Source organism: Pseudomonas sp. SIMBA_067 (genome assembly GCF_046534675.1).
In the GTDB taxonomy this organism is placed as follows: Bacteria; Pseudomonadota; Gammaproteobacteria; order Pseudomonadales; family Pseudomonadaceae; genus Aquipseudomonas; species Aquipseudomonas putida.
Genome location: NZ_JAWRYH010000006.1, coordinates 117,568 through 136,240, shown reverse-complemented (window position 1 = coordinate 136,240; position 18,673 = coordinate 117,568). Strand labels below are relative to the sequence as shown.

14 protein-coding genes and 4 pseudogenes are annotated in these 18,673 nt (G+C 62.4%); 12 read left to right on the top strand and 6 right to left on the bottom strand.

Features of this window, described 5'->3' with window-relative positions; all coding sequences use genetic code 11:
* Nucleotides 1-73: 73 nt before the first annotated feature.
* The 4 genes from SB765_RS15125 to SB765_RS15110 form a co-directional block, all read right to left on the bottom strand.
* Nucleotides 74-1,588 (bottom strand): amidase, encoded by a 1,515-nt coding sequence (locus tag SB765_RS15125; protein WP_341795813.1) that lies wholly within the window; start codon nucleotides 1,586-1,588, stop codon nucleotides 74-76.
* Between the two features lie 170 nt (nucleotides 1,589-1,758).
* Nucleotides 1,759-2,283: a group I truncated hemoglobin gene (locus tag SB765_RS15120; protein WP_341795812.1), complete on the bottom strand. Its 525-nt coding sequence runs from the start codon at nucleotides 2,281-2,283 to the stop codon at nucleotides 1,759-1,761.
* A gap of 38 nt (nucleotides 2,284-2,321) precedes the next feature.
* A complete protein-coding gene (locus SB765_RS15115; protein ID WP_341795811.1) occupies nucleotides 2,322-3,188 on the bottom strand; it encodes a transporter in 867 nt (288 codons plus the stop codon).
* 92 nt (nucleotides 3,189-3,280) lie between these two features.
* Nucleotides 3,281-4,339: a phenylacetaldoxime dehydratase family protein gene (locus SB765_RS15110; RefSeq protein ID WP_410910534.1), complete on the bottom strand. Its 1,059-nt coding sequence runs from the start codon at nucleotides 4,337-4,339 to the stop codon at nucleotides 3,281-3,283.
* A 521-nt stretch (nucleotides 4,340-4,860) separates the two neighbouring features.
* Between SB765_RS15110 and SB765_RS15105 the strand changes: the two genes are divergently transcribed.
* Nucleotides 4,861-5,802, top strand: a complete 942-nt coding sequence (locus SB765_RS15105; protein ID WP_341795809.1) for an AraC family transcriptional regulator — start codon at nucleotides 4,861-4,863, stop codon at nucleotides 5,800-5,802.
* A gap of 452 nt (nucleotides 5,803-6,254) precedes the next feature.
* On the opposite strand, the pseudogene SB765_RS15100 reads toward SB765_RS15105, so the two are convergent.
* Both SB765_RS15100 and SB765_RS15095 read right to left on the bottom strand, forming a co-directional pair.
* Nucleotides 6,255-6,683: pseudogene (locus tag SB765_RS15100) on the bottom strand (oxidoreductase); the annotation flags it as partial.
* Nucleotides 6,671-7,008 (bottom strand): annotated as a pseudogene (locus tag SB765_RS15095) (aromatic alcohol reductase); the annotation flags it as partial. The pseudogenes SB765_RS15100 and SB765_RS15095, both read right to left, overlap by 13 nt.
* Before the next feature lie 96 nt (nucleotides 7,009-7,104).
* On the opposite strand from SB765_RS15095, the pseudogene SB765_RS15090 reads away from it, so the two are divergent.
* The 11 genes and pseudogenes from SB765_RS15090 to SB765_RS15040 all read left to right on the top strand — a co-directional run bounded on the left by SB765_RS15090 (nucleotide 7,105) and on the right by SB765_RS15040 (nucleotide 18,641).
* A pseudogene (locus SB765_RS15090) lies at nucleotides 7,105-7,562 on the top strand (winged helix-turn-helix transcriptional regulator).
* Nucleotides 7,563-7,605: 43 nt separating this feature from the next.
* On the top strand, nucleotides 7,606-8,526 hold the full coding sequence (locus SB765_RS15085; RefSeq protein WP_019751229.1) for a LysR substrate-binding domain-containing protein: 921 nt from the start codon (nucleotides 7,606-7,608) through the stop codon (nucleotides 8,524-8,526).
* A gap of 140 nt (nucleotides 8,527-8,666) precedes the next feature.
* The gene (tcuA, locus tag SB765_RS15080) at nucleotides 8,667-10,121 is read left to right on the top strand and encodes an FAD-dependent tricarballylate dehydrogenase TcuA (RefSeq protein WP_341795806.1); all 1,455 of its coding nucleotides are present in this window, start codon (nucleotides 8,667-8,669) and stop codon (nucleotides 10,119-10,121) included.
* Entirely contained in the window at nucleotides 10,102-11,280 is a 1,179-nt protein-coding gene (gene tcuB / locus SB765_RS15075) for a tricarballylate utilization 4Fe-4S protein TcuB (protein ID WP_410931522.1), read from the top strand. Before tcuA ends, tcuB begins: the two co-directional genes overlap by 20 nt.
* 35 nt (nucleotides 11,281-11,315) lie before the next feature.
* Nucleotides 11,316-11,483: pseudogene (locus tag SB765_RS15070) on the top strand (dicarboxylate/amino acid:cation symporter); the annotation flags it as partial.
* A gap of 118 nt (nucleotides 11,484-11,601) precedes the next feature.
* Entirely contained in the window at nucleotides 11,602-12,906 is a 1,305-nt protein-coding gene (locus tag SB765_RS15065) for a CitMHS family transporter (RefSeq protein ID WP_341795805.1), read from the top strand.
* A 292-nt stretch (nucleotides 12,907-13,198) separates the two neighbouring features.
* Nucleotides 13,199-13,768, top strand: coding sequence for an acyl carrier protein (locus SB765_RS15060; protein ID WP_341795804.1), 570 nt, complete (start codon nucleotides 13,199-13,201; stop codon nucleotides 13,766-13,768).
* Between the two features lie 11 nt (nucleotides 13,769-13,779).
* Nucleotides 13,780-15,054: a beta-ketoacyl-[acyl-carrier-protein] synthase family protein gene (locus SB765_RS15055; protein WP_341795803.1), complete on the top strand. Its 1,275-nt coding sequence runs from the start codon at nucleotides 13,780-13,782 to the stop codon at nucleotides 15,052-15,054.
* A gap of 169 nt (nucleotides 15,055-15,223) precedes the next feature.
* Nucleotides 15,224-16,138, top strand: a complete 915-nt coding sequence (locus SB765_RS15050) for a beta-ketoacyl synthase (RefSeq protein ID WP_341798893.1) — start codon at nucleotides 15,224-15,226, stop codon at nucleotides 16,136-16,138.
* A complete protein-coding gene (locus tag SB765_RS15045) occupies nucleotides 16,135-17,433 on the top strand; it encodes a beta-ketoacyl-[acyl-carrier-protein] synthase family protein (RefSeq protein ID WP_341795802.1) in 1,299 nt (432 codons plus the stop codon). Before SB765_RS15050 ends, SB765_RS15045 begins: the two co-directional genes overlap by 4 nt.
* On the top strand, nucleotides 17,430-18,641 hold the full coding sequence (locus tag SB765_RS15040) for a beta-ketoacyl synthase N-terminal-like domain-containing protein (protein WP_341795801.1): 1,212 nt from the start codon (nucleotides 17,430-17,432) through the stop codon (nucleotides 18,639-18,641). Before SB765_RS15045 ends, SB765_RS15040 begins: the two co-directional genes overlap by 4 nt.
* Nucleotides 18,642-18,673: the final 32 nt, after the last annotated feature.

Below are 18,673 nucleotides of genomic sequence, written 5' to 3'. Positions count from 1 at the left end.
GGATTACTCCTCTCGTTCGACGCGGTTGTTGATGGTATTGCTGTTCTGGTTGTTTTTTGCAGAGGCGCAGCGCCTACAGCGTGCGCCAGTCCACTGCGTTTTCGAAGGCTGCCGCGGCCTGGTAAATCGTGCCTTCGGCGTAATGCTTGCCGACCAGCATCAGCCCGACCGGCAGGCCGTCGACCAGGCCACAAGGGATGGACATGGCCGGGTGGCCAGTGATGTCCTGTGCGGCGGTGTTGCCGAGCATCTCCAGTGCGCGCGAGACGTTCTCGGTGATCGAGCAATCCGGCGCCGGCAGCGGCTGGGCGACAATGGGCACGGTCGGCATCACCAGCAGGTCGTAGCGCTGCAGTGCCTTGTCGTAGCCGGCACGGGCAAAGCGCGCGAGGTTCTGGGCCTTGGCGTAGTAACGGCCGTGGTAGTGCTCAAGGCCGAACTGGCCAACCAGCATGCACAGCTTGAGCGAAGGAGACAGGGCGTCGGCCTGGGTCCGCCAGCCGGCCTGCTTGTCGAGCAGGCCGACGTCGTACAGGCCTTTCCAGTTAAAGCCCGCGCCGTTGCCGTGCATCATCTGCATGGTCAGCCCTTCGCAGCCGATCGGGTTCCACAACGAGCCCGCCAGCGTGTGTTCGGGCACCGACACCTCCTCGACCACCGCGCCCAACGCCTCGAGCCGGGCGATGGCGCTGCGTACCGTTTCGGCAACCCGCGGATCAAGGTTGGCGAGCTGGAAACCTTCCTGGAGGATGCCGATGCGCAGCCCGCTGACACCGCGCCCAACGTAGTTGCTGTAGCTATCGACCTCCGGCGCACCTTGGCGCGGGTCAAGCCCGTCGGTACCGGCCATGACTTCGAGCATCAGCGCGTTGTCGCGCACACTGCAGGTCATCGGGCCGACATGGTCGAAGGTGGCCTCGATGGCCATCACCCCGGTATAGGGCACCAGCCCGAAGGTCGGCTTCATACCGTAGATGCCACACCAGGCCGCGGGAATACGCACCGACCCGCCCTGGTCGCCACCCACCGCCAGGTCAACTTCGCCCGCCGCGACCAGCGCCGCGCTGCCCGACGACGAGCCGCCGGTACTGAAGCCAGGACGCATCGGATTGTGCACGGGCGCCGGGTCGGAGGTGTGGCTGGCGCCGGACAGGCAATAGTGTTCGCAGGTGGCCTTGCCAAGGATGGTTACTCCAGCGTCGAGCAAACGCGTCACCACGGTGGCATCGAACGACGGCACGAAACCGGCCAGTGGCGAGGCGCCGTTCATCATCGGCACACCTGCCAGCGAGATGTTGTCCTTGAGCGCGACCGTCCTGCCGAGCAGTTTACCGGTGCTGGCGCCCATCACCTCGGTGCGGTAGTACCAGGCGTTCAGCGGGTTCTCAGCGCTGGAGGGGCGATAACCCGCCGTGCGCTCGTAGCGCACCAGCGGCGTGAAGTCCGGTAGTTCGTCGACCAGGTCGTAGGCGTCGAGGCTGCCCTGCATGAGCGCCAGGTACTCGCTGGCTTGCTCGGGCGTCAGTTGCATGTGCAGGCGGCTGGCGAGCGCCTGCAGTTGTTCGAGCGTTGGGCGGGTGATGGCCATGGGGTGTCCTTTTTCCTTTCCGGTGCCGGACCAAGGGGCTGGCAATTAGCTGTTCGTGAGGCTCGCCGCGGTTGGGCCTGGTACTAACCTAGCGCCAGCGCGGGGAGCCTACTTGGTTGAGCAGGACAGTCGCTGTGTTGAGCAGGACTGCGTTGGGCCAGGTCGCAGGCTTACTGCTCCAGCTTGGGCACCCCGGCCTGCCCGGCCGCATCGCCGCGTGCGGGCCAGACCACGCCGACGCTCTTCATGCCCTTGGCCGGGTCCATCGTCGGGTTGGCCAGCACCACGTCGCGGTAGGACGGGCTGCCGATCACGGCGGGCTTGAACTTGACCAGGAACTCGTTGACCTCCTTGCGCAGCTCCGGCGCCAGGTTGTAGTCGTCGTAGCACTCCTCCAGGCAATCCAGCGTGGCTTGCCAGTGCACCTCGGTCAGCCCCATGCCGCGGTGTGCCGTGACCATGTCCCTGCCGCGGTACTTGGCGCTGCCACCCCAGTGTTGCGCGAGGAAATCGACGAAGTTGATGTGTTCCTTCTGGAAGGTCGACTCGGACATATGCGCCCAGATATGCCCGATTGCCGGGTGGGCCATGGTCTTGCGCAATACCGCGCCGGCGAACTGATAAATGGCGTCGTAGCCACCCAGGCGGGTATACAGCGAAGGTTGTTGCTCGGTGGAAGCGTTTTGCTCAGTCATGTTCGAATGCTCCGTTTCAGCTGGGAATGTGCAGGCGGTTAAAAGACCCGGACGTACCTGAGGTTCAGTCGGAAGTTTTCCTTCGGCCCGTTTTCTACCGCGAGGTCACGCCCCAGTTGCATCTGCAACTGGTCCTGGGCGGTAAAGAACTTGGTGGCGGTGAGGCGGAAGTTGGTGGTTTTGCCGCGGTCATCCTGGGAGGTGCCGTCTACCCGGCTTTCCCCACCCCAGGTGTGGCCAAAACCGACTGCCAGGGACGTACCCGGGTCGATGATGTAGCGCCCCATCAGTTGCGCGGCGTAGGACGTCTCCTGTTCGCGGCGTAACGAGTTGGCGCCGAAGTCGTCGTTGTCGCCGTACCAGATCGTATCGCCGACCAGGTCGAGAGCCCACTTCTCGCCGAAGTGCTTGATGTACGCGGCCTGAAGATCCACCTTCCAGCGGTTCTCGCCTAGGTTCAGCGCGTCCTTGCGGTCGTAGTTGCCGGTCGGTGCCACCAGGTAGACCGTGGCGCCGAGCGTGTCGTTGGCCTCGTTGAGGCGGTACTTGAGCGGCGCGGTGAGAATGAGGTCGCCGATGCCGCTGGCGCTGCCCAGGGCCGAGGCGTCACCGCCGCTGGAAACATGGCCGAACGGCAGCAGAAACTGCGGCTCGACGGTCAGCCGATCGGTCAATTTATAGACATGCAGCAAACGCAGGATGCCGATATTGGAGGTCAGGTTGAAGTCGGAGCTGACCTTGTGGCCCTGGGCGTAGGCACTGTCGGTAGTGGAGTGCTGGTAATAGACCACACCGATGGTTTTGCCCGCCGGCAGCACTTCATAATCCCCCGGCGAAACTTCAACTGCCTGCGCAGACAGGCACGGCGCGGCCGCTGCAACCATCAGGTAACGGAGTTGTTTCATGGACCAAGTCCTTCTTGGTGGCAAAACGCGGGCAAAAAGAGCCCCGCTGCCGTAACAACGACAGGTGCAGGGCTAAACGTGGAGTTCGTTGGTTAGTTGGCGCTTACTTGGGCGTCGCGCAACATGCCGGTGTGCGGGTGGCAGTTGATGTATTCGAACACCTGGCTGCTCGCATCCGACACCGACACTTCGTGGTAAAGCCGCAACTTCTGCAGCCCCGCAGCCACCCGGAAGAAAGTGACGAAGATACGCAGATGGGTCGGGTGGGATTCCGCCCAGCGTTCGAGCTTTTCCACCGAACGCCAGTGGCCGATGTTGTAGCTCTTGTCGAGCAGGTTGCCGTCGGCATCTATATTGCGCACGAAGCGGTTGCTGTAGCAGCCCAGCGGCTGGCCGTTATCGCGCAAGAAATCCATGCCGTCCTGCAAGGTCGGCAGGATCTCGTCCAGGTACAGCGAGCGCTCGGCCTGTTCAGCCGCGGCCCAGTCCTGGCCCGAGCGAATCAAGGCGATATTGTCGTGGCCGACCACCACCACCCGCCCGCCCTTGGCCGGATCGCCGGACACCACCCGCAGCTCGCCGTCCGGGTTCATCCAGTCGGTTTGCGACACCGGGAAGCGGTCGCGCATCGAGCCCCAGTAACCGTGCTCCTCGATCTCGCCGCTGATGCCGTCCATGACCGCCCCGACCCCGGGCAGATCGCTCTGGAATGCATACAACGTCTCGAACTGCTCGGCCCGCGGCGCACTGATCTCGCGGTAGTAACCCAGGCCATCGTTCAAGCGTTGCGGCGAACTCCACCAGCCATCCACCTCGGCCGAGTGCATCCAGCGGCAATACGCCCTGGCGTCTTTCCAGTAGCCCACCACCATCATGTTGTCGTAGCCGCTACTATCGACATGATGCGTCAGGTCGTGGGTCAGCGGGCCGTCGGCCAGGCTGAAGCTGGCGACGATCTCGCGCAACGCCTGCAAGGCCCGCTCGCGCTGGCCATCGCCGTGGTACTGCACACCCAGGTAGGCCATCACCACCTGGGTCAACTGCTCGTCAGCGCGACCGACCCACATCGGGAACGGCGGCTGGTAATCGTCAGGCACCCGGCGCGATAAGGTGCGCGGGCACTTGAGGTGTTTGTCGATTGCGGACTCCATCACAGGCTCCTTGTTATTTTGGCTTCGGACACACGCTCGGCTTTACCACGGGCACGCCAAGCGCACGCTGCCCACTCGATCAGCCACGACATAAACTCTTCGGGCGCCAGATCGCGCATATGCAGCCACCTGAACTCGTCGGCCATTCGCTGTTGTTGAACTCGCATGGGCTTACCTCATCGGCGCAGGTCGCTGGAAATGCCGTGAGGTCAAAGTTAGGCACGCCACAACAGCGTCGCTTTGTTCGTCAGGACAACCGTTTGGTTGGTAAAGACAGCGCTGAAACACCCGCCCGGACACGAACCGCGGTGGTGCGTTGTATAGGGACAAAGAGGGGTTTTGCCCCGAAATGGGCAGGAGTGATGGGTGCCTTTTGGACGGACGCCGCCGCTGAACTCAAGCCGCAGGCCGTGTTGGCCAAGGTCCGCGCCAATGCTTCACGCTGGCGTGGATATTGCCTGTCGGAACCTCGGTAACAGTGTTTCGTTTACTCAATTAGTTGCATCAAGGTGAGCGCCATCATGGCTGAGACCAATCACTATTCCACCCTTACCGTTTCGCCGGCCCGTCGCTTCGACTACTGGCGGGAAGTGGTCTGCCGACATTGCCTGTCGGCAGACAGCAAATCCTCGTTGCAGAGCAATTTCGAGGGTGCGCTACAGGTCAACGGAATTGGCCCCTTGGACATCACCACCCTGTCTTCGCCACTGCATCACTGGATGCGTTCCGAGCATCACCTGCGCGGCGACCCCGCCGAAGATATCTGGCTGGGTTACACCCTCGACGGTTATGGCGAAATCGAACAACACACCCGCAAGGCCAGCCTGACGACCGGCAGTGTGTTTCTTTACGACGCAACCCAACCGTTCCGCTTCAGCCTGGGTGGTACCGAAAACCACCTGATCCGCGTCCCGCGACCGCTGCTCGCGCACCGTCTGCCGCGTATCACCGACCTCACCGCGCTGGTGCTGGACGAATCCCGCCCCGGGTTGATCCCGCTGCGGCAGATGATCGGCCAAGCAGTAAGTTCCGCTGCGTTGCTGCAAAACGAAGGCATCGCCCGGCGCTACTCCAGCACCATCATCGACCTCCTGGTGCTCAGCCTGGAGCTGCAGGACCTGAAGACTACCCACCAAGAACTTGATCTTTACGGGCGGATCATGAACTACATTCAGCGGCACTTGGCCGAGCCGGAGCTGTCGATCGAATCGATTGCCGTGGCCCATCACGTATCGAAGCGCACGGTGACCCGGGCGTTTGCCCGGCATCAGAAATCCCCGGTCGCCGAAATCTGGAAGGAACGGCTCAACGCCAGCCGCGCAGCGATCGAACGCGGCCAGGTAAGAAGTGTTTCCCAGGCCGCGCTGGAATTCGGGTTCTCCGATTTCTCGCATTTCAGCCATGCGTTTCGGAAGGCTTTTGGAGAGGCGCCGCATTCGTTGTTGCGGCGGAGTAGGGGGTAAGTCCGGCGCCCTCAAGTTAGAGACCAAGCTCCGTATTATCAGCCTTTAAACTCGGTCATGCCAGGTTGGACTTGAAGGCGCGAGGGTCGAAAAATTGAATTGTGGTGTTTAGGGCTTTTAGATTGATTTCATGAGTGATCGCGCTGTCGTGGTGGCAGATGAAACGGTGGCCAACATCGGGCTAGACAATAAGGTGGGGTGAAACGTTAGCGGTTTCCAGTGCTTCCTTTAATTGAATAACTATCCGCATCTGGAGCAGCAAAAAGAGCGGATCTCCGCCCACGCCGGTAACGTTCTTGCTAGCTTTGGCGCAAGAGGCTGGCGGTCGCTGGTTTGAGTTGGGCCAATGGCACCCAATCAAACGCTGGACCGCTGCACGATCAAACCCTAACGCCGTCACGGAAAGAGCGTTCTTGGTTCCTGCAGATGAGCCTGAGGGTAGTGGGCGTGGTTCAAGCATCCCACACGTCCACAATCACCCGGCCACTGATCTTCCCGTCAATCATCTCGGAGGCGGCTGCAAGCGCGCCCTCCAGGCCAACGTCTCGGGCCATCAGCGATGGTGTGTCGAGGTTCAACTGATCGCAGAGCCTTTGCCAAGCCTCGACGCGTCGCTCGAAGGGCTGAGTGACGCTGTTGATGCCGAGCAGGCTTACCCCTCGAAGGATGAAAGGTGCAACGGTTGCCGGGAAATCCATTCCCTGGGCCAATCCACATGCAGCTACTAAGCCTTCAGACATTGTGCTTGCGCACGCATTGGCCAGCGTATGGCTGCCGACCGAGTCGATCACTCCCGCCCATTTTTCTTTTGCCAACGGACGCCCGGGGCCTGAAAGTTCGGCGCGATCGATGGTGGTTGTCGCCCCCAGGCTTTGCAGATAAGCGGCTCCGGGGTTTCCCGGCCTGCGACCATGCCTGCACAGCCTATTACGGTATCGAAACGTGCGAATACTTCAGCCAGCTGATCGATTGAGTCAGTCACGAGGTCAGCGGCCACCATCTGGATGCCGCAGCGCCGAAGCTCATCGATTTTGACCTTTTTCTCGGGCACTTGAGTATTAATGGTCGAATCTCTGAGCAGGACGCTGATTGTGGAACCGGGCGTGCGTTTTGCTAAACGCGCAAGATTGCGTAGAACCGGCAGCCCAAGCTCACCGGCGCCTAGCACGAGAATGGATTGGGGGGGAACTGGCTCACTTCGGTCATGATTTCGCCTGAGACCTGCTGCCTGTAAGATGAACAAATGCTTGCACGATTAGGCAACGTTCGTAAGAAGGCACACCTGTGATACTTGAGAAAGCAATGACTGATCAGGAGGCGCTAAGCCAGGCAGAGACAATTTGCCGAACGCTTAGAGAAGACGATGATGGCGTCAGGCGAGAAGTGCTCGCTCACGCAGGCAGTCGCTGGTCGTTAGGTATTCTGCATGCTCTGGGGTGTACGGCACGATGCGCCATGCCGAAATAAAAAGGCAGATGACTGGGGTGACTCAGCGAATTTTAACCAAGACGCTGCGCTCCATGGAGCGGGATGGCCTGGTGCTTCGGCGGGAGTTCGGAGAGATTCCGCCACGTGTCGAGTATGAGCTCACGCCACTGGGTATGGGGCTGTTGATCCGCATGTCACCTGTCTGGACTTGGGTTGTCGAGAACGTTGAGGACTTCCGCAAGGCGCGGCGTATTTTCGACAGTCAGGATGACAAGAAGCCAGCGTGGCAAATACCTGCATCAACACCATTCCCATCAGACGCGGATGACTGAATGTATATGAGCCGCCGACATTGCTGAATAGGAGATGCCTTTGATGGAGTTACGCCAGCTTCGTTACTTTCTGAGTGTGCTGGAGTGTGGCAGCCTCGGCAGAGCCGCGCTCGAAACGGGCGTTGGGGTATCTGCGTTGAGCCAGCAACTCACGAAGCTCGAAAGTGAGTTGAGTACCCGCCTGCTGACACGCTCTAGCGTTGGCGTCACGCCCACTGCGGCAGGCTTGGCATTCGAATACCATGCGCGCCTGACGCTGCGCCAGGCCGATTACGCCATGTTGGCTGCACGCAGTGGGCGTATGAGCGGGTACGCCAGCGTCGGTATGGCACCCACCACGGCTTCGGTGTTGGGGCTGGCGCTGATCGCCAGGATGCGCGAGCGCTACCCTGATATCCGTCTTCATTTGGTGGAAATGCTGTCGGGTTACCTGGTGAACCAGCTCAATACTCGGCACCTGGATTTGGCGGTGTTGTTTCAGCTGGAGGCTGGCATTCGGCTGGATGCGCGGCCGCTGCTGGAGGAGCGGCTGTTCGCATTGGTTCCGGTAGCCTTGGTCAAGGCTGACTGGGGGACGTCGCTGACGTTGCAGCAGATCGCCTCGCTGCCCTTGGTCATGCCCAGTGCCCAGCACGGTCTTCGCGCCACGTTACGCGTCATCCTTGAGCGCGTCGGATTGGACGCGAATATCGTCATGGAGGTTGATGGCCTGTCGCTTCTCATGGATTGCGTCAGCGCAGGTCACGCCGCGACGATTCAACCCGGCGCCACTGTGGCGCGGGCCATGCAGGCAGGCTTGCGGGTGTTTTCGATCGACGATCCGCAAGCTCAGCGTCGCAACTTGGTGGTGAGCCTGGTCGATGATGAACTCTCGCCTGCTGCACTTGCCACGCGAATCGTGCTGCATGAAGTGTCCCGCGAATTGGTGCAGCAGGATCGCTGGCCAGGGGCGCGTTTGCTGTGAGCGCCTGCGAACGACCGCCCCTTTAGAAAAACTGAAGACCTCCCCCCTGCAATCGTGTTTCGCCCAAGGTATGCGAACCCCTAGAGTCCGGGGTCCGCGAGGAGCTGCCCAACCCTGGCTTCTCGCTCCCTGGAGGCGACATGATCGATGTACTTGTCATTGGCGGCGGCAATGCTGCCCTCTGCGCCGCGCTGATGGCGCGCGAGGCCGGCGCCAGCGTGATGCTGGTGGAAGCCGCGCCCCGCGCCTGGCGAGGCGGCAACTCCCAACACACCCGTAACCTTCGGTGCATGCACGATGCCCCGCAGGACGTGCTGGTGGAGGCTTACCCCGAAGAAGAGTTCTGGCAGGATCTGCTGAAGGTTACTGATGGCCAGACCAACGAGGCCCTGGCGCGTCTGGTGATTCGTGCCTCGTCCGACTGCCGCGGCTGGATGCGCCGCCACGGCGTGCACTTCCAGCCCTCGTTGTCGGGTGCGCTGCACACTGCGCGGACCAACGCTTTCTTCATGGGCGGGGGCAAAGCCCTGGTCAATGCTTATTACCGCAGCGCCGAGCGGCTAGGTGTGCAGGTGCGCTACGACAGCCCGGTGTGCGATCTGGAGTTGCGCGATGGACGTTTCATCGCTGCCCACCTGGCGGCCCGCGACGTCAACGGGCGGCGCCTGCCCGCCGAGCGCATCGAGGCGCGCAGTTGCGTGCTGGCGGCCGGCGGCTTCGAGTCTAATCGACAATGGCTGCGCGAGGCCTGGGGGCAGAATGATCGCGGCGAGTGGCCGGCGGACAACTTCCTGGTGCGGGGCACGCGCTTCAACGATGGCGCGCTGCTGCGGCGCATGATCGACCTGGGTGCCGACACCATCGGCGACCCGACCCAGGCCCACATGGTCGCCATCGATGCCCGCGCACCGCTGTACGACGGCGGTATCTGCACGCGCATCGACTGCGTGTCGCTTGGCGTGGTGGTGAACCGCGACGGCCAGCGTTTCTACGACGAAGGCGAGGATTTCTGGCCCAAGCGCTATGCCATCTGGGGGCGCCTGGTGGCCCAGCAGCCTGGTCAGGTGGGGTTCTCGATCATCGACCAGAAGGCCCTGGGCCGTTTCATGCCGCCGGTGTTCCCTGGCACCCGCGCCGACAGTCTCGAGGCCTTGGCCGTAGCCCTTGAGCTGCCGGTGCCTGCGTTTCTCGAGACCCTGCGCGCCTACAACCAGGCATGCCGCCCCGGCACGTTCGACCACACCCGGCTGGACGATTGCCGCACCGACGGCGTGCAACCGGTCAAGAGCCATTGGGCCTTGCCGATCGATAAGCCGCCGTTCTTCGGTTACCCGCTGCGTCCGGGGGTGACGTTCACTTACCTCGGCCTGCGCACCGATGCCACGGCCGCCGTGCATTTCGCTGGACGGCCCAGCCCCAACCTGTTCGTCGCCGGCGAGATGATGGCCGGCAACGTGCTGGGCAAGGGCTACACCGCCGGTGTCGGCATGTCCATCGGTACCGCGTTTGGCCGCATCGCCGGCACCCAGGCGGCTGCTGCCGCCGGCCATTGTGTTTCCCCCCTGGAGGCCCAGCATGACTGTGCAAATGCCTGACCCCCGCGTGTTCGACCCCGCCCCGCCACAGGCCGAACTGATCCCGCTGCTGAACCTGGACGAGCAGGAGGTGGACCGGCAGATGCGCATCTGCAACGCCTGCCGTTATTGCGAGGGGTTCTGTGCCGTGTTCCCGGCGATGACCCGTCGACTCGACTTCGGCAAGGCCGACATCCACTACCTGGCCAACCTCTGCCACAACTGTGGCGCCTGCTTGCACGCTTGTCAGTACGCCGCACCGCATGCGTTCGCGGTGAACGTGCCGCAGGCCATGGCCAAGGTGCGCGGGCAGACCTACGCTGAGTACGCTTGGCCGGCCCGTTTCGGTCAGCTCTACCGGCGCAATGGCACCTTCGTCGCCGTGGCGTTGGCGCTGGCGCTGTCGCTGTTCTTGCTGCTGGCCTTGCAGGTTAACGGCACTTTGCTGCCTGGGCGGCTGGCCGGAGACTTCTACGCTGTGTTCCCGCACAACACCTTGGCGCTCTTGTTCGGTGGCGTGTTCAGCGCAGCCGGGTTGGCCCTCGGCGTGGCGTTGAGGCGCTTCTGGCGCAAGGTGTCGCCCGCCCAAGCGCGGCAACCGGCCAACGGTGCATTGCAGGAGGCAGCGAGCGCAGTGCTGACGCTCAAGTACCTGGATGGCGGCCATGGCCAAGGCTGCAACAACGCCGACGATCGCTACACGCTGTGGCGTCGACGCTATCATCATTTGACCTTCTACGGCTTCATGCTGTGCTTTGCCGCCACCGTGGTCGCCACCGGTTATCACTACCTGCTGGGCCTGCATGCGCCATACCCGCTGCTCAGCCTGCCGGTAGCCCTCGGCACCCTCGGCGGCATCGGCCTGATCGTCGGGCCAGCGGGCCTGCTGGCGTTGAACCTGCGCCGCGCGCCAGAGCATGGCGACGCCGCTCAGCGCCCCATGGACCGTGCGTTCATCCTGCTTCTGCTGTTGGTCAGCACGACCGGTATGGCGTTGCTGGCCCTGCGTGACACCGAGGTGATGGCGATCCTGCTGGCCGTGCACCTGGGCACCGTCATGGCACTGTTCGTGACCTTGCCCTATGGCAAGTTCGCCCATGGCCTGTTCCGCAGTGCCGCGCTGCTGAAGTTTGCGATCGAAAAGCGCCGGCCCGACCCTCACGGCTTGGGCGGGGACTGAACCATGCACGGGATGCGATGCGACACCGTGTGTTCAGCCTGGCGAGCAACGCACTGGCCACCGTGGTGATCTTGCTGTCCGAGGGTGCCTGTGAGCGCGAAACCCTGCTGCGCCGCCTGAATGGTGCGCCGGTAGCGGCACCGGCGGCCGAAGCAGACGCAGCCCAGGGCGACTGGTCCGCCGAACCTCATCGCCACGGCTGACCTAACTGTACACCCCGCATTGACACAAACGCCCACCTGACATCAAGTGATGCCAGGTGGGGAAGGGGGCCGTCTTCCCGTCGGCCAGCCACGCACAATAAAAACAAGAGGACAAGCCATGCTCGCACTTCTGGGCCTGATCATGGTGGTGACCTTCACCTACCTGATCATGAGTAAACGCCTGTCCCCGATCGTCGCGCTGACCATCGTGCCGATTGTTTTCGCCCTTGTTGGCGGTTTCGCGCCAGACCTGGGCAAGATGATGCTTGATGGCTTGAAAATGGTGGCGCCCTCGGCAGCGCTGTTGCTGTTCGCCATCCTGTTCTTCGGCCTGATGATCGACGCCGGCCTGTTCGACCCGCTGATCCGCAAGATTCTCAAGCGGGTGAATGGCGACCCGATCAAGATCGCTATCGGCACCGCTCTGCTGTCGCTGCTGGTGGCGCTGGACGGTGATGGCACCACGACTTACATGATTACCTGCGCTGCCATGCTGCCGCTGTACAAGCGCATCGGCATGAACCCGATGATCCTGGCGACCGTATCGATGCTGTCATTGAGCATCATGAGCGGCATGAGCCCGTGGGGTGGTCCCGCCACCCGCGCCATTGCAGCGCTCGGCCTGGATGCGACCGAATACTTCATTCCGATGTTGCCCACCGTCATCGGTGGGGCGGCATGGGTCGTGTTCACCGCCTACCTGCTGGGCCGTGCCGAGCGCCGGCGTATCGGCAATGTTGCCCTGGAGTCCGGAGGGGGCAACTGCTACATCAAGGAAATCCTCGGCGACAGCCCGCACAAGCGCCCGCGCCTTGCCTATGTGAACCTGGTGCTGGTGATTGTCGTCATGACTGCGCTGGTTCTGGGGCTGATGCATGCGGCCATCCTGTTCATGATCGGTTTCGTCGCCGCACTGATGATCAACTACCCGCAGCTGAATGTGCAGAAAGAACGCATCCTCGCCCATTCGGGCAACGCCATGACCGTGGTGTTGCTGGTGTTCGCCGCAGGCATCTTTGCCGGTATTTTCTCGGGTACCAAGATGGTCGATGCATTGGCCCAGACGCTGGTGGACTGGATTCCGGATGCGTGGAGCCACTGGTTCCCGCTGGTGGTGGCGCTGACCAGCATGCCGCTGACCTTCGTGCTGTCCAACGACGCGTACTACTTCGGCGTTGTGCCGATCCTGGCCAATGCCGCGGCCGCCTACGGCATCGACCCTGTAGAGGTCGCCCGAGCTTCGGTGCTTGGCCAGCCGGTGCACCTGATGAGCCCATTGGTAGCCTCCACCCTGCTGCTGGTGGGCATGGTCGATCGCGACATCGGCGACTTCCAGAAAGCCACCTTCAAGTGGGCCGTGCTCACCTCTCTGGTGATCACTGCGCTGGCACTGCTGACGGGCGCCTTGTCCCTCATGGTTTGAAGCATCCAGGGCGCCGCTTGCGGGTACGGTGATATCCCGCTTCTGGAACTATCGTGCTGTTTCAAGCCATCGATTTTGTCCTCTTACGATTCCTCTCCAAGCCCCATTGAGCTGCATAAATCAAAGGTTCAGGGCGCCTCGGGATTTCTCACAAAAAGCAATGATGGCACGTTGACTCTCCCCTTAGGGGGAGACTTTAGACTCCCGGCCCTCGATAGATCTGGCCTGAAAACAGTTTTTTTTGGCCCGATGCCTTTATTCATTCAATGCGGCTTTTGTAGGGAAACAATCAATGAATAATCCGTTGGAATTGGACAGCGTTATCAGCAGTACACAGGAGATTCTTGCGCAGTTGCTGGTGTTGGACAGGGGCGACGTGGCAGAGCACAGCAGTATCGTTGACGACCTCAGTGCCGACTCGCTGGACATCGTCGACCTGAGCTTCCAGCTGGGCCGTCAGTACGGTTGCACTTTGCCGAAAACCAGCGTGCTGGATCACGCGGTAGCGGTGTTCGGCGATGCCACCCGGTTTGTCGAAAAAGGCCGAATCACGCAGGACGGCGTGGCCTTGCTGGAGCAGAGCCTCAGCGCTTATGCGCCGGGCCAGTTGCACGTGGGCATGCAGCCGGGCGATGTCTTCTCGGCCACCACCGTGCGTAACTGGGCGCAGCAATGCCATAACGTTTTCAACTACCTCCCCGAGACTTGCCCTGAGTGTGGCGCGGTTCATGCCCAACTCAATGAGCGCCAACAAGTGGTGTGTGGCGGTTGCAGTGCTCGCCTGACCCCTCTGGACGGTGACTCGATCTCGCGTCTGTTGGTTGAGCAGTACGCGGCCGCCCAGTTGAAGGCTTCGGCGTAGAGGGTGCCTTGATGCAGGCCCGAGAGGTTCTGGTCACCGGCTATGGCCTGGTGGCTCCCACGACACTGGATGCGGCCTCGCTGTTCACGATGATCAGCGAAAACCGTTCCTGCATTGGCCAGCACCCGGCGTTTGTCGAACTGGGGTTTGCGAACCCGGCGGCCGGATTTATCGATGAGCAACAATGGCAGGTCATCGCGGCGGCCTTTCCGGGCGACCTGCAGACCACCTCCCGCCAGGAATGGCTGGCGCATTACGTGGCCCGTCAGGCGCTGGCCCATGCCGGGTTGGCCGACGGCGCATTTGCCCGAGTCGCCAGCGGTATTTTCGTCGGGGCCAACAAACATTGCGTGAGCGGTGATTTGCGGGACGCCAGCCGTTACATGGACGATCAGGGGCGGGTCGATCTCGACCAGTACCTGGATAACCACACCCTCAGCGGTGGGGCGTTTGCCCGGCGGGTTGATCAGCAAACCCGCCATCTCGCCGAATGGCTGGGTGTCCGTGACCATATCTCCACGCATTCCGATGCCTGTGCCGCCGGCACCATGGCCATCGGCAGCGCCTATCGAGCGATCGCCCGTGGCGAGATCGACCTGGCATTGTGTGGCGCGGTGGAGTTGATGGCCCATGAATTGTCCTACTACAGCTTTGATGGGCTGGGCGCACTCTGCCAGCGCGTGGACTTTTCCCCACAAGAACAGAGCCGGCCGTTCATGCCGGACCGCTGCGGTTTTGTGCTGAGTGAAGGGGCGGCGCTGTTGGTGCTGGAATCCCGCGCGCATGCCGAGCGTCGTCAGGCCTGTCCGCTGGGCCGGGTGCTGGGTTACGCGAATCTGTGCGAGGCAGAGAAAATCACCTCCAGCAGCCGCGACGGCAGCAAGTATGCTGCCTGCATGACGGCGGCCCTGGCCGATGCCGAACTGACCAGTGCGGCTGTGGACCATGTGAATGTTCACGGTACGTCGACACAGGCCAATGACCGTTGCGAGGCCCTGGGCCTGGCGCAGGTCTTCGGCGAAACCCTGGAGCAGATGACGTTCACCGCCAACAAATCTGCCGTAGGGCATTCGTTGGCCGGCAGTGGTGCCATTGAGGCGGTGCTGTCGTTGATGAGCATTCAGTTGGGCGTGGCCTTGCCGACCCTCAACTTTCAGCCGGAAAAATCCGAATTTCCGGCGTTGAAATTCCTTTGCGAACCGTTGCAGCAACCGATCAATGTCGTGCTCTCCAATTCCTTCGGGTTTGGTGGCGTGAACAGTTCGTTGGTGCTGGGCAGGGCATGACATGACCAGATCCAATTCAACCGCTGTTTATATCACTGCGGCGTCGGTACTCAACGCCGCCGGTACTGAATGTACGCCTCGTGACAGTCAACCTCTGGCCGCGAAACCGCTGGATTTCGACCCGGCACGTCTGGCCCATTGTGTTGCAGCGCCCGCCTTGCCGGCGGGTGTGTACGACCGCAGACTGTCCCGTAGCCTTGAGCCTCAGGGCGCGCGCCTGCTGTATTGCGCCGGCCGTCTCGCCGAGACCTTGCGTGGGCTGGAACTGCCCGACGAGCGGATCGCATTGACCGCTGCCATTCCGGAAGTGGATGGCCCCAGCTCGTGCTGGGATGCAGTGCAGGCCATTGGCGCACAACCGGCAGATCTGTTGGGGCAATTCTTTGCCCACACACCGCCGCTGCACGCGCTGATGATGCTCAATAGCAGCGTCATGGCCCACGCGGCTGAGGCCTTGCGTTGCAAGGGGCCCATGGGCGGTTTTTGCTCCCAGGGCAATGCGGGGCTGGATGCTTTGATGGAGGCCGCTGCCCATCTGAGCGAAGGCCGTGCCGATGCTGCCGTGGTCGTCAGTAGCAGTCCGAACATCACCCCGGCGTTGTACCTGCGCGACGCTACTCACCCACCTGTGAACCCCGGCCCGTGGGTTTTCGGCGAAGGTGCTGCGGCACTGTTGCTGACGACCAACCCAGGCAGCGGTGCTCGATCTGCGTTGCGTATTGCCGGGTTTGCCCGTGGTTACAGCGCGCAACCCGAGCGTGGACTGGCGGTTGGTCGCGACGTCATCGAGCGCGCTTTGAGCAACGAAAAACTGTGCCTCAGCGATGTCGGGCAAGTCGTCGCCGATGCACAGGATCCGCAGATTGCCGCGTTGTTTACCCCATCGGGGCATACCCTCGAACACTCCAAGGCGTTGCTAGGTGACTTGGGCGCCAGCGCCTTGCTCAGTGAAATCGCTGTGACCTGGGCACTGGATTGCAGCCGTTACACGCTGTTGCTCGAACACAGCCGAGGCGGACATTGGGGCGCGGTGCTGCTGGCCAGAACGTCGTCGGACACAGAGACAATGGAGAGTTACCCATGAGCCCCACACGGATCGTGATCACGGGCATGGGCGCCGTTACCGGCTTCGGTTTCGAGTGGCAGTCCATGTGGCGAAGAATGTTGGCCGGCGAGCATTGCATTCGGCCATGGCAACCGGAAGGCGTCGAGGCGGGTGCGTTCCCCGTGCGTTACGCAGCGCCCGTGGATATGGGCTTGATGCCGGCACACTTGAAAGACCATCCGGCTTGGGGGTTGTCGCTGGAGAAACGCACCCGCTTTGGTTGGGTCGCGGCCACCCAAGCCATTGCCGATAGTGGTCTGAGCCCCGAACAGTTGCGTGGCGCGGCGGTATTGTCAGCGTCCGGCGCACCTGCTCATCGTTTGCAGGACATGCTGCTCAGCCTGGCGGATAACCCGGCGCAGGCGCCGTCCTGGGCTCAATTGATGGCGCGACAGGCGCAGGTCGATCCTGACAGTTCACTGTGTCAGAGCAACGACCGCCTTGCGCGGGTGATTGCCGATGGCATCGGCAGTGAAGGCCCGGTGATCAATATCAGCAGCGCCTGCGCGGGAGCGTCCCAGGCCATCGGCAATGCATTCCAGATGATCCGTCGCGGCGAGGTCGAGCTGGCCATTGCCGGGGGCGCCGATTCGGTGCTGAGCCTGGACACCATGACCGCGCTGTATCTGCTCGGCGCCGCCAGCAGTGAACAGCGTTGGGGCACCGACCTATGTCGGCCGTTCGACCGCCATCGCAGTGGCTTGATTGCGGGTGAAGGTGGTGGTTTTGTAGTGCTCGAAACCCTCGAACGGGCGCTCGCCCGAGGGGCAACGCCGTACGCCGAAGTGCTGGGTTTCGGCAGCAGCCTGGATGCCTACAAAATCACCGCACCCGACCCGCAGGGCCGGGGCGCGGTGCTGGCGATGCAGGCGGCCCTGACGGATGCCGGGCTGGCGCCGCAACAGGTCGACCTGATCAATGCCCACGGTACCTCGACACCCCTCAACGATGCCGCCGAAACCCTGGCGATCAAGACCCTGTTCGCCGAGCGCGAACATTATCGGCGGTTGCTGGTGACGGCCAACAAATCCCAGTTCGGCCACCTGATTGCGGCCGCCGGAGCACCGGAGTTCATGCTCACGGCCCTGGCCTGCCGGGATGATCGGGTTACGCCGACCCTGAACCTGCAGGATGCCGACGAACAATGCGACCTCGACTACTGCGCCCTTCAAGCGGTCAAGCGCAAGGTCGACGTTGCCCTGAGCAACTCCTTCGGTTTCGGCGGCCTCAACACTTCACTGGCGCTGGGCAAGTACCGGGAGGCGCCGCGATGAAACAGGCGGTCGCGATTGCCGGTGCGGGTTGCGTGTTGCCCAGCGGTTGGGGTGTCGAGCCTTTCTGGGCGGCCGCAACCGAAGGGCGCAGTGCAATTACGGCGCTGAACGCCCGATGGTTCAGCAGCGAACGCGTAGTGGCGTTCGGGCAAATTCAGGATCAGGACCACCAACGCAGCCGACAAGACCTTGCGCAAAACCTCCAGCGTTACTGCACGCCGGCAGTGATCTGGGGTGTCAGCGCGGTACGTCAGGCGCTGGAAGAAGCCGGCCTGGCCGGTGAGCAACCGGATGTCCGTTTTGGTTTGTATTGCTGTCAGGGCGGCTACACCCATCCGTCTCTGGAATCCTATGCCGAGTTGTTGCTCGGCTGTCGGCAGGACGGCGTCGCCGACATGGCGGCGTTCGCCAAACGGATCCTGCAAGACCGTGCCCAGGACCCTTTTCTGGTGCTTAAAGGCTTGAGCAACTGCTTGCTGGGTGTCACCAGCCTGGCGCTGAAACTGGTGGGCGAGTGCAACGCCTATATGCAAGGTGTCGCCGGCAACCTGGCAGCCTTGCGTGAGGCTACGGCCGCTTTGCAGGATGGCCGAATTGACGCGGCAATCGTTGTCGGTGCGGGCAGCGAGCTGGATGCCTTGGCGCTGTCCGGGTTGGTCCAGGCGGGTGTCATCAGCGCCAACGGCTCGAACACGCTGCTGCCGTTTGACCTTCGGGGCACCGGCGGCATTGCCGGGGAGGGCGCGGCAGCGTTGGTGCTGCGCCGGCGCGAAGACCTGCCGGCCGGTCCTCAGGCGTGCCTCGCCGACATGACGGCCCATGCCACCCTCGGTCGCTTGAGCCTGCCCGACAGCCCAACCGATGTGTTGGTGTGCAGCGGCACCGGCGATGCGCACAAAGACCGCGTGTTGTGCCAGACGCTGGCCCTTGCGCGCGCCTCGCACATCACCAGCGGGTTGGCGATCAACGGCATTCTCAGCGCGGCACCGAGCCTGGTGGATCTGATGCTTGCGCGTTGCGCATTGCAGGCCCAAAGCGTACCGCCGATTGCCGGTTTGCGGCAGCCAGTGGCGAACCTGCCGTTCATTCAGGGCGCGCCCCACGCTGCGAGCCTTGCGCATTGCCTGGTGCTGAACCGCGACGACAACGGATTCAGCGCCGCCTATCAAGTGCTCTACAGCGCAAAGGCCACTCAGGACTGCCGCTGACTACCGCCTCTTTTTTACTTTCAAGGGATATG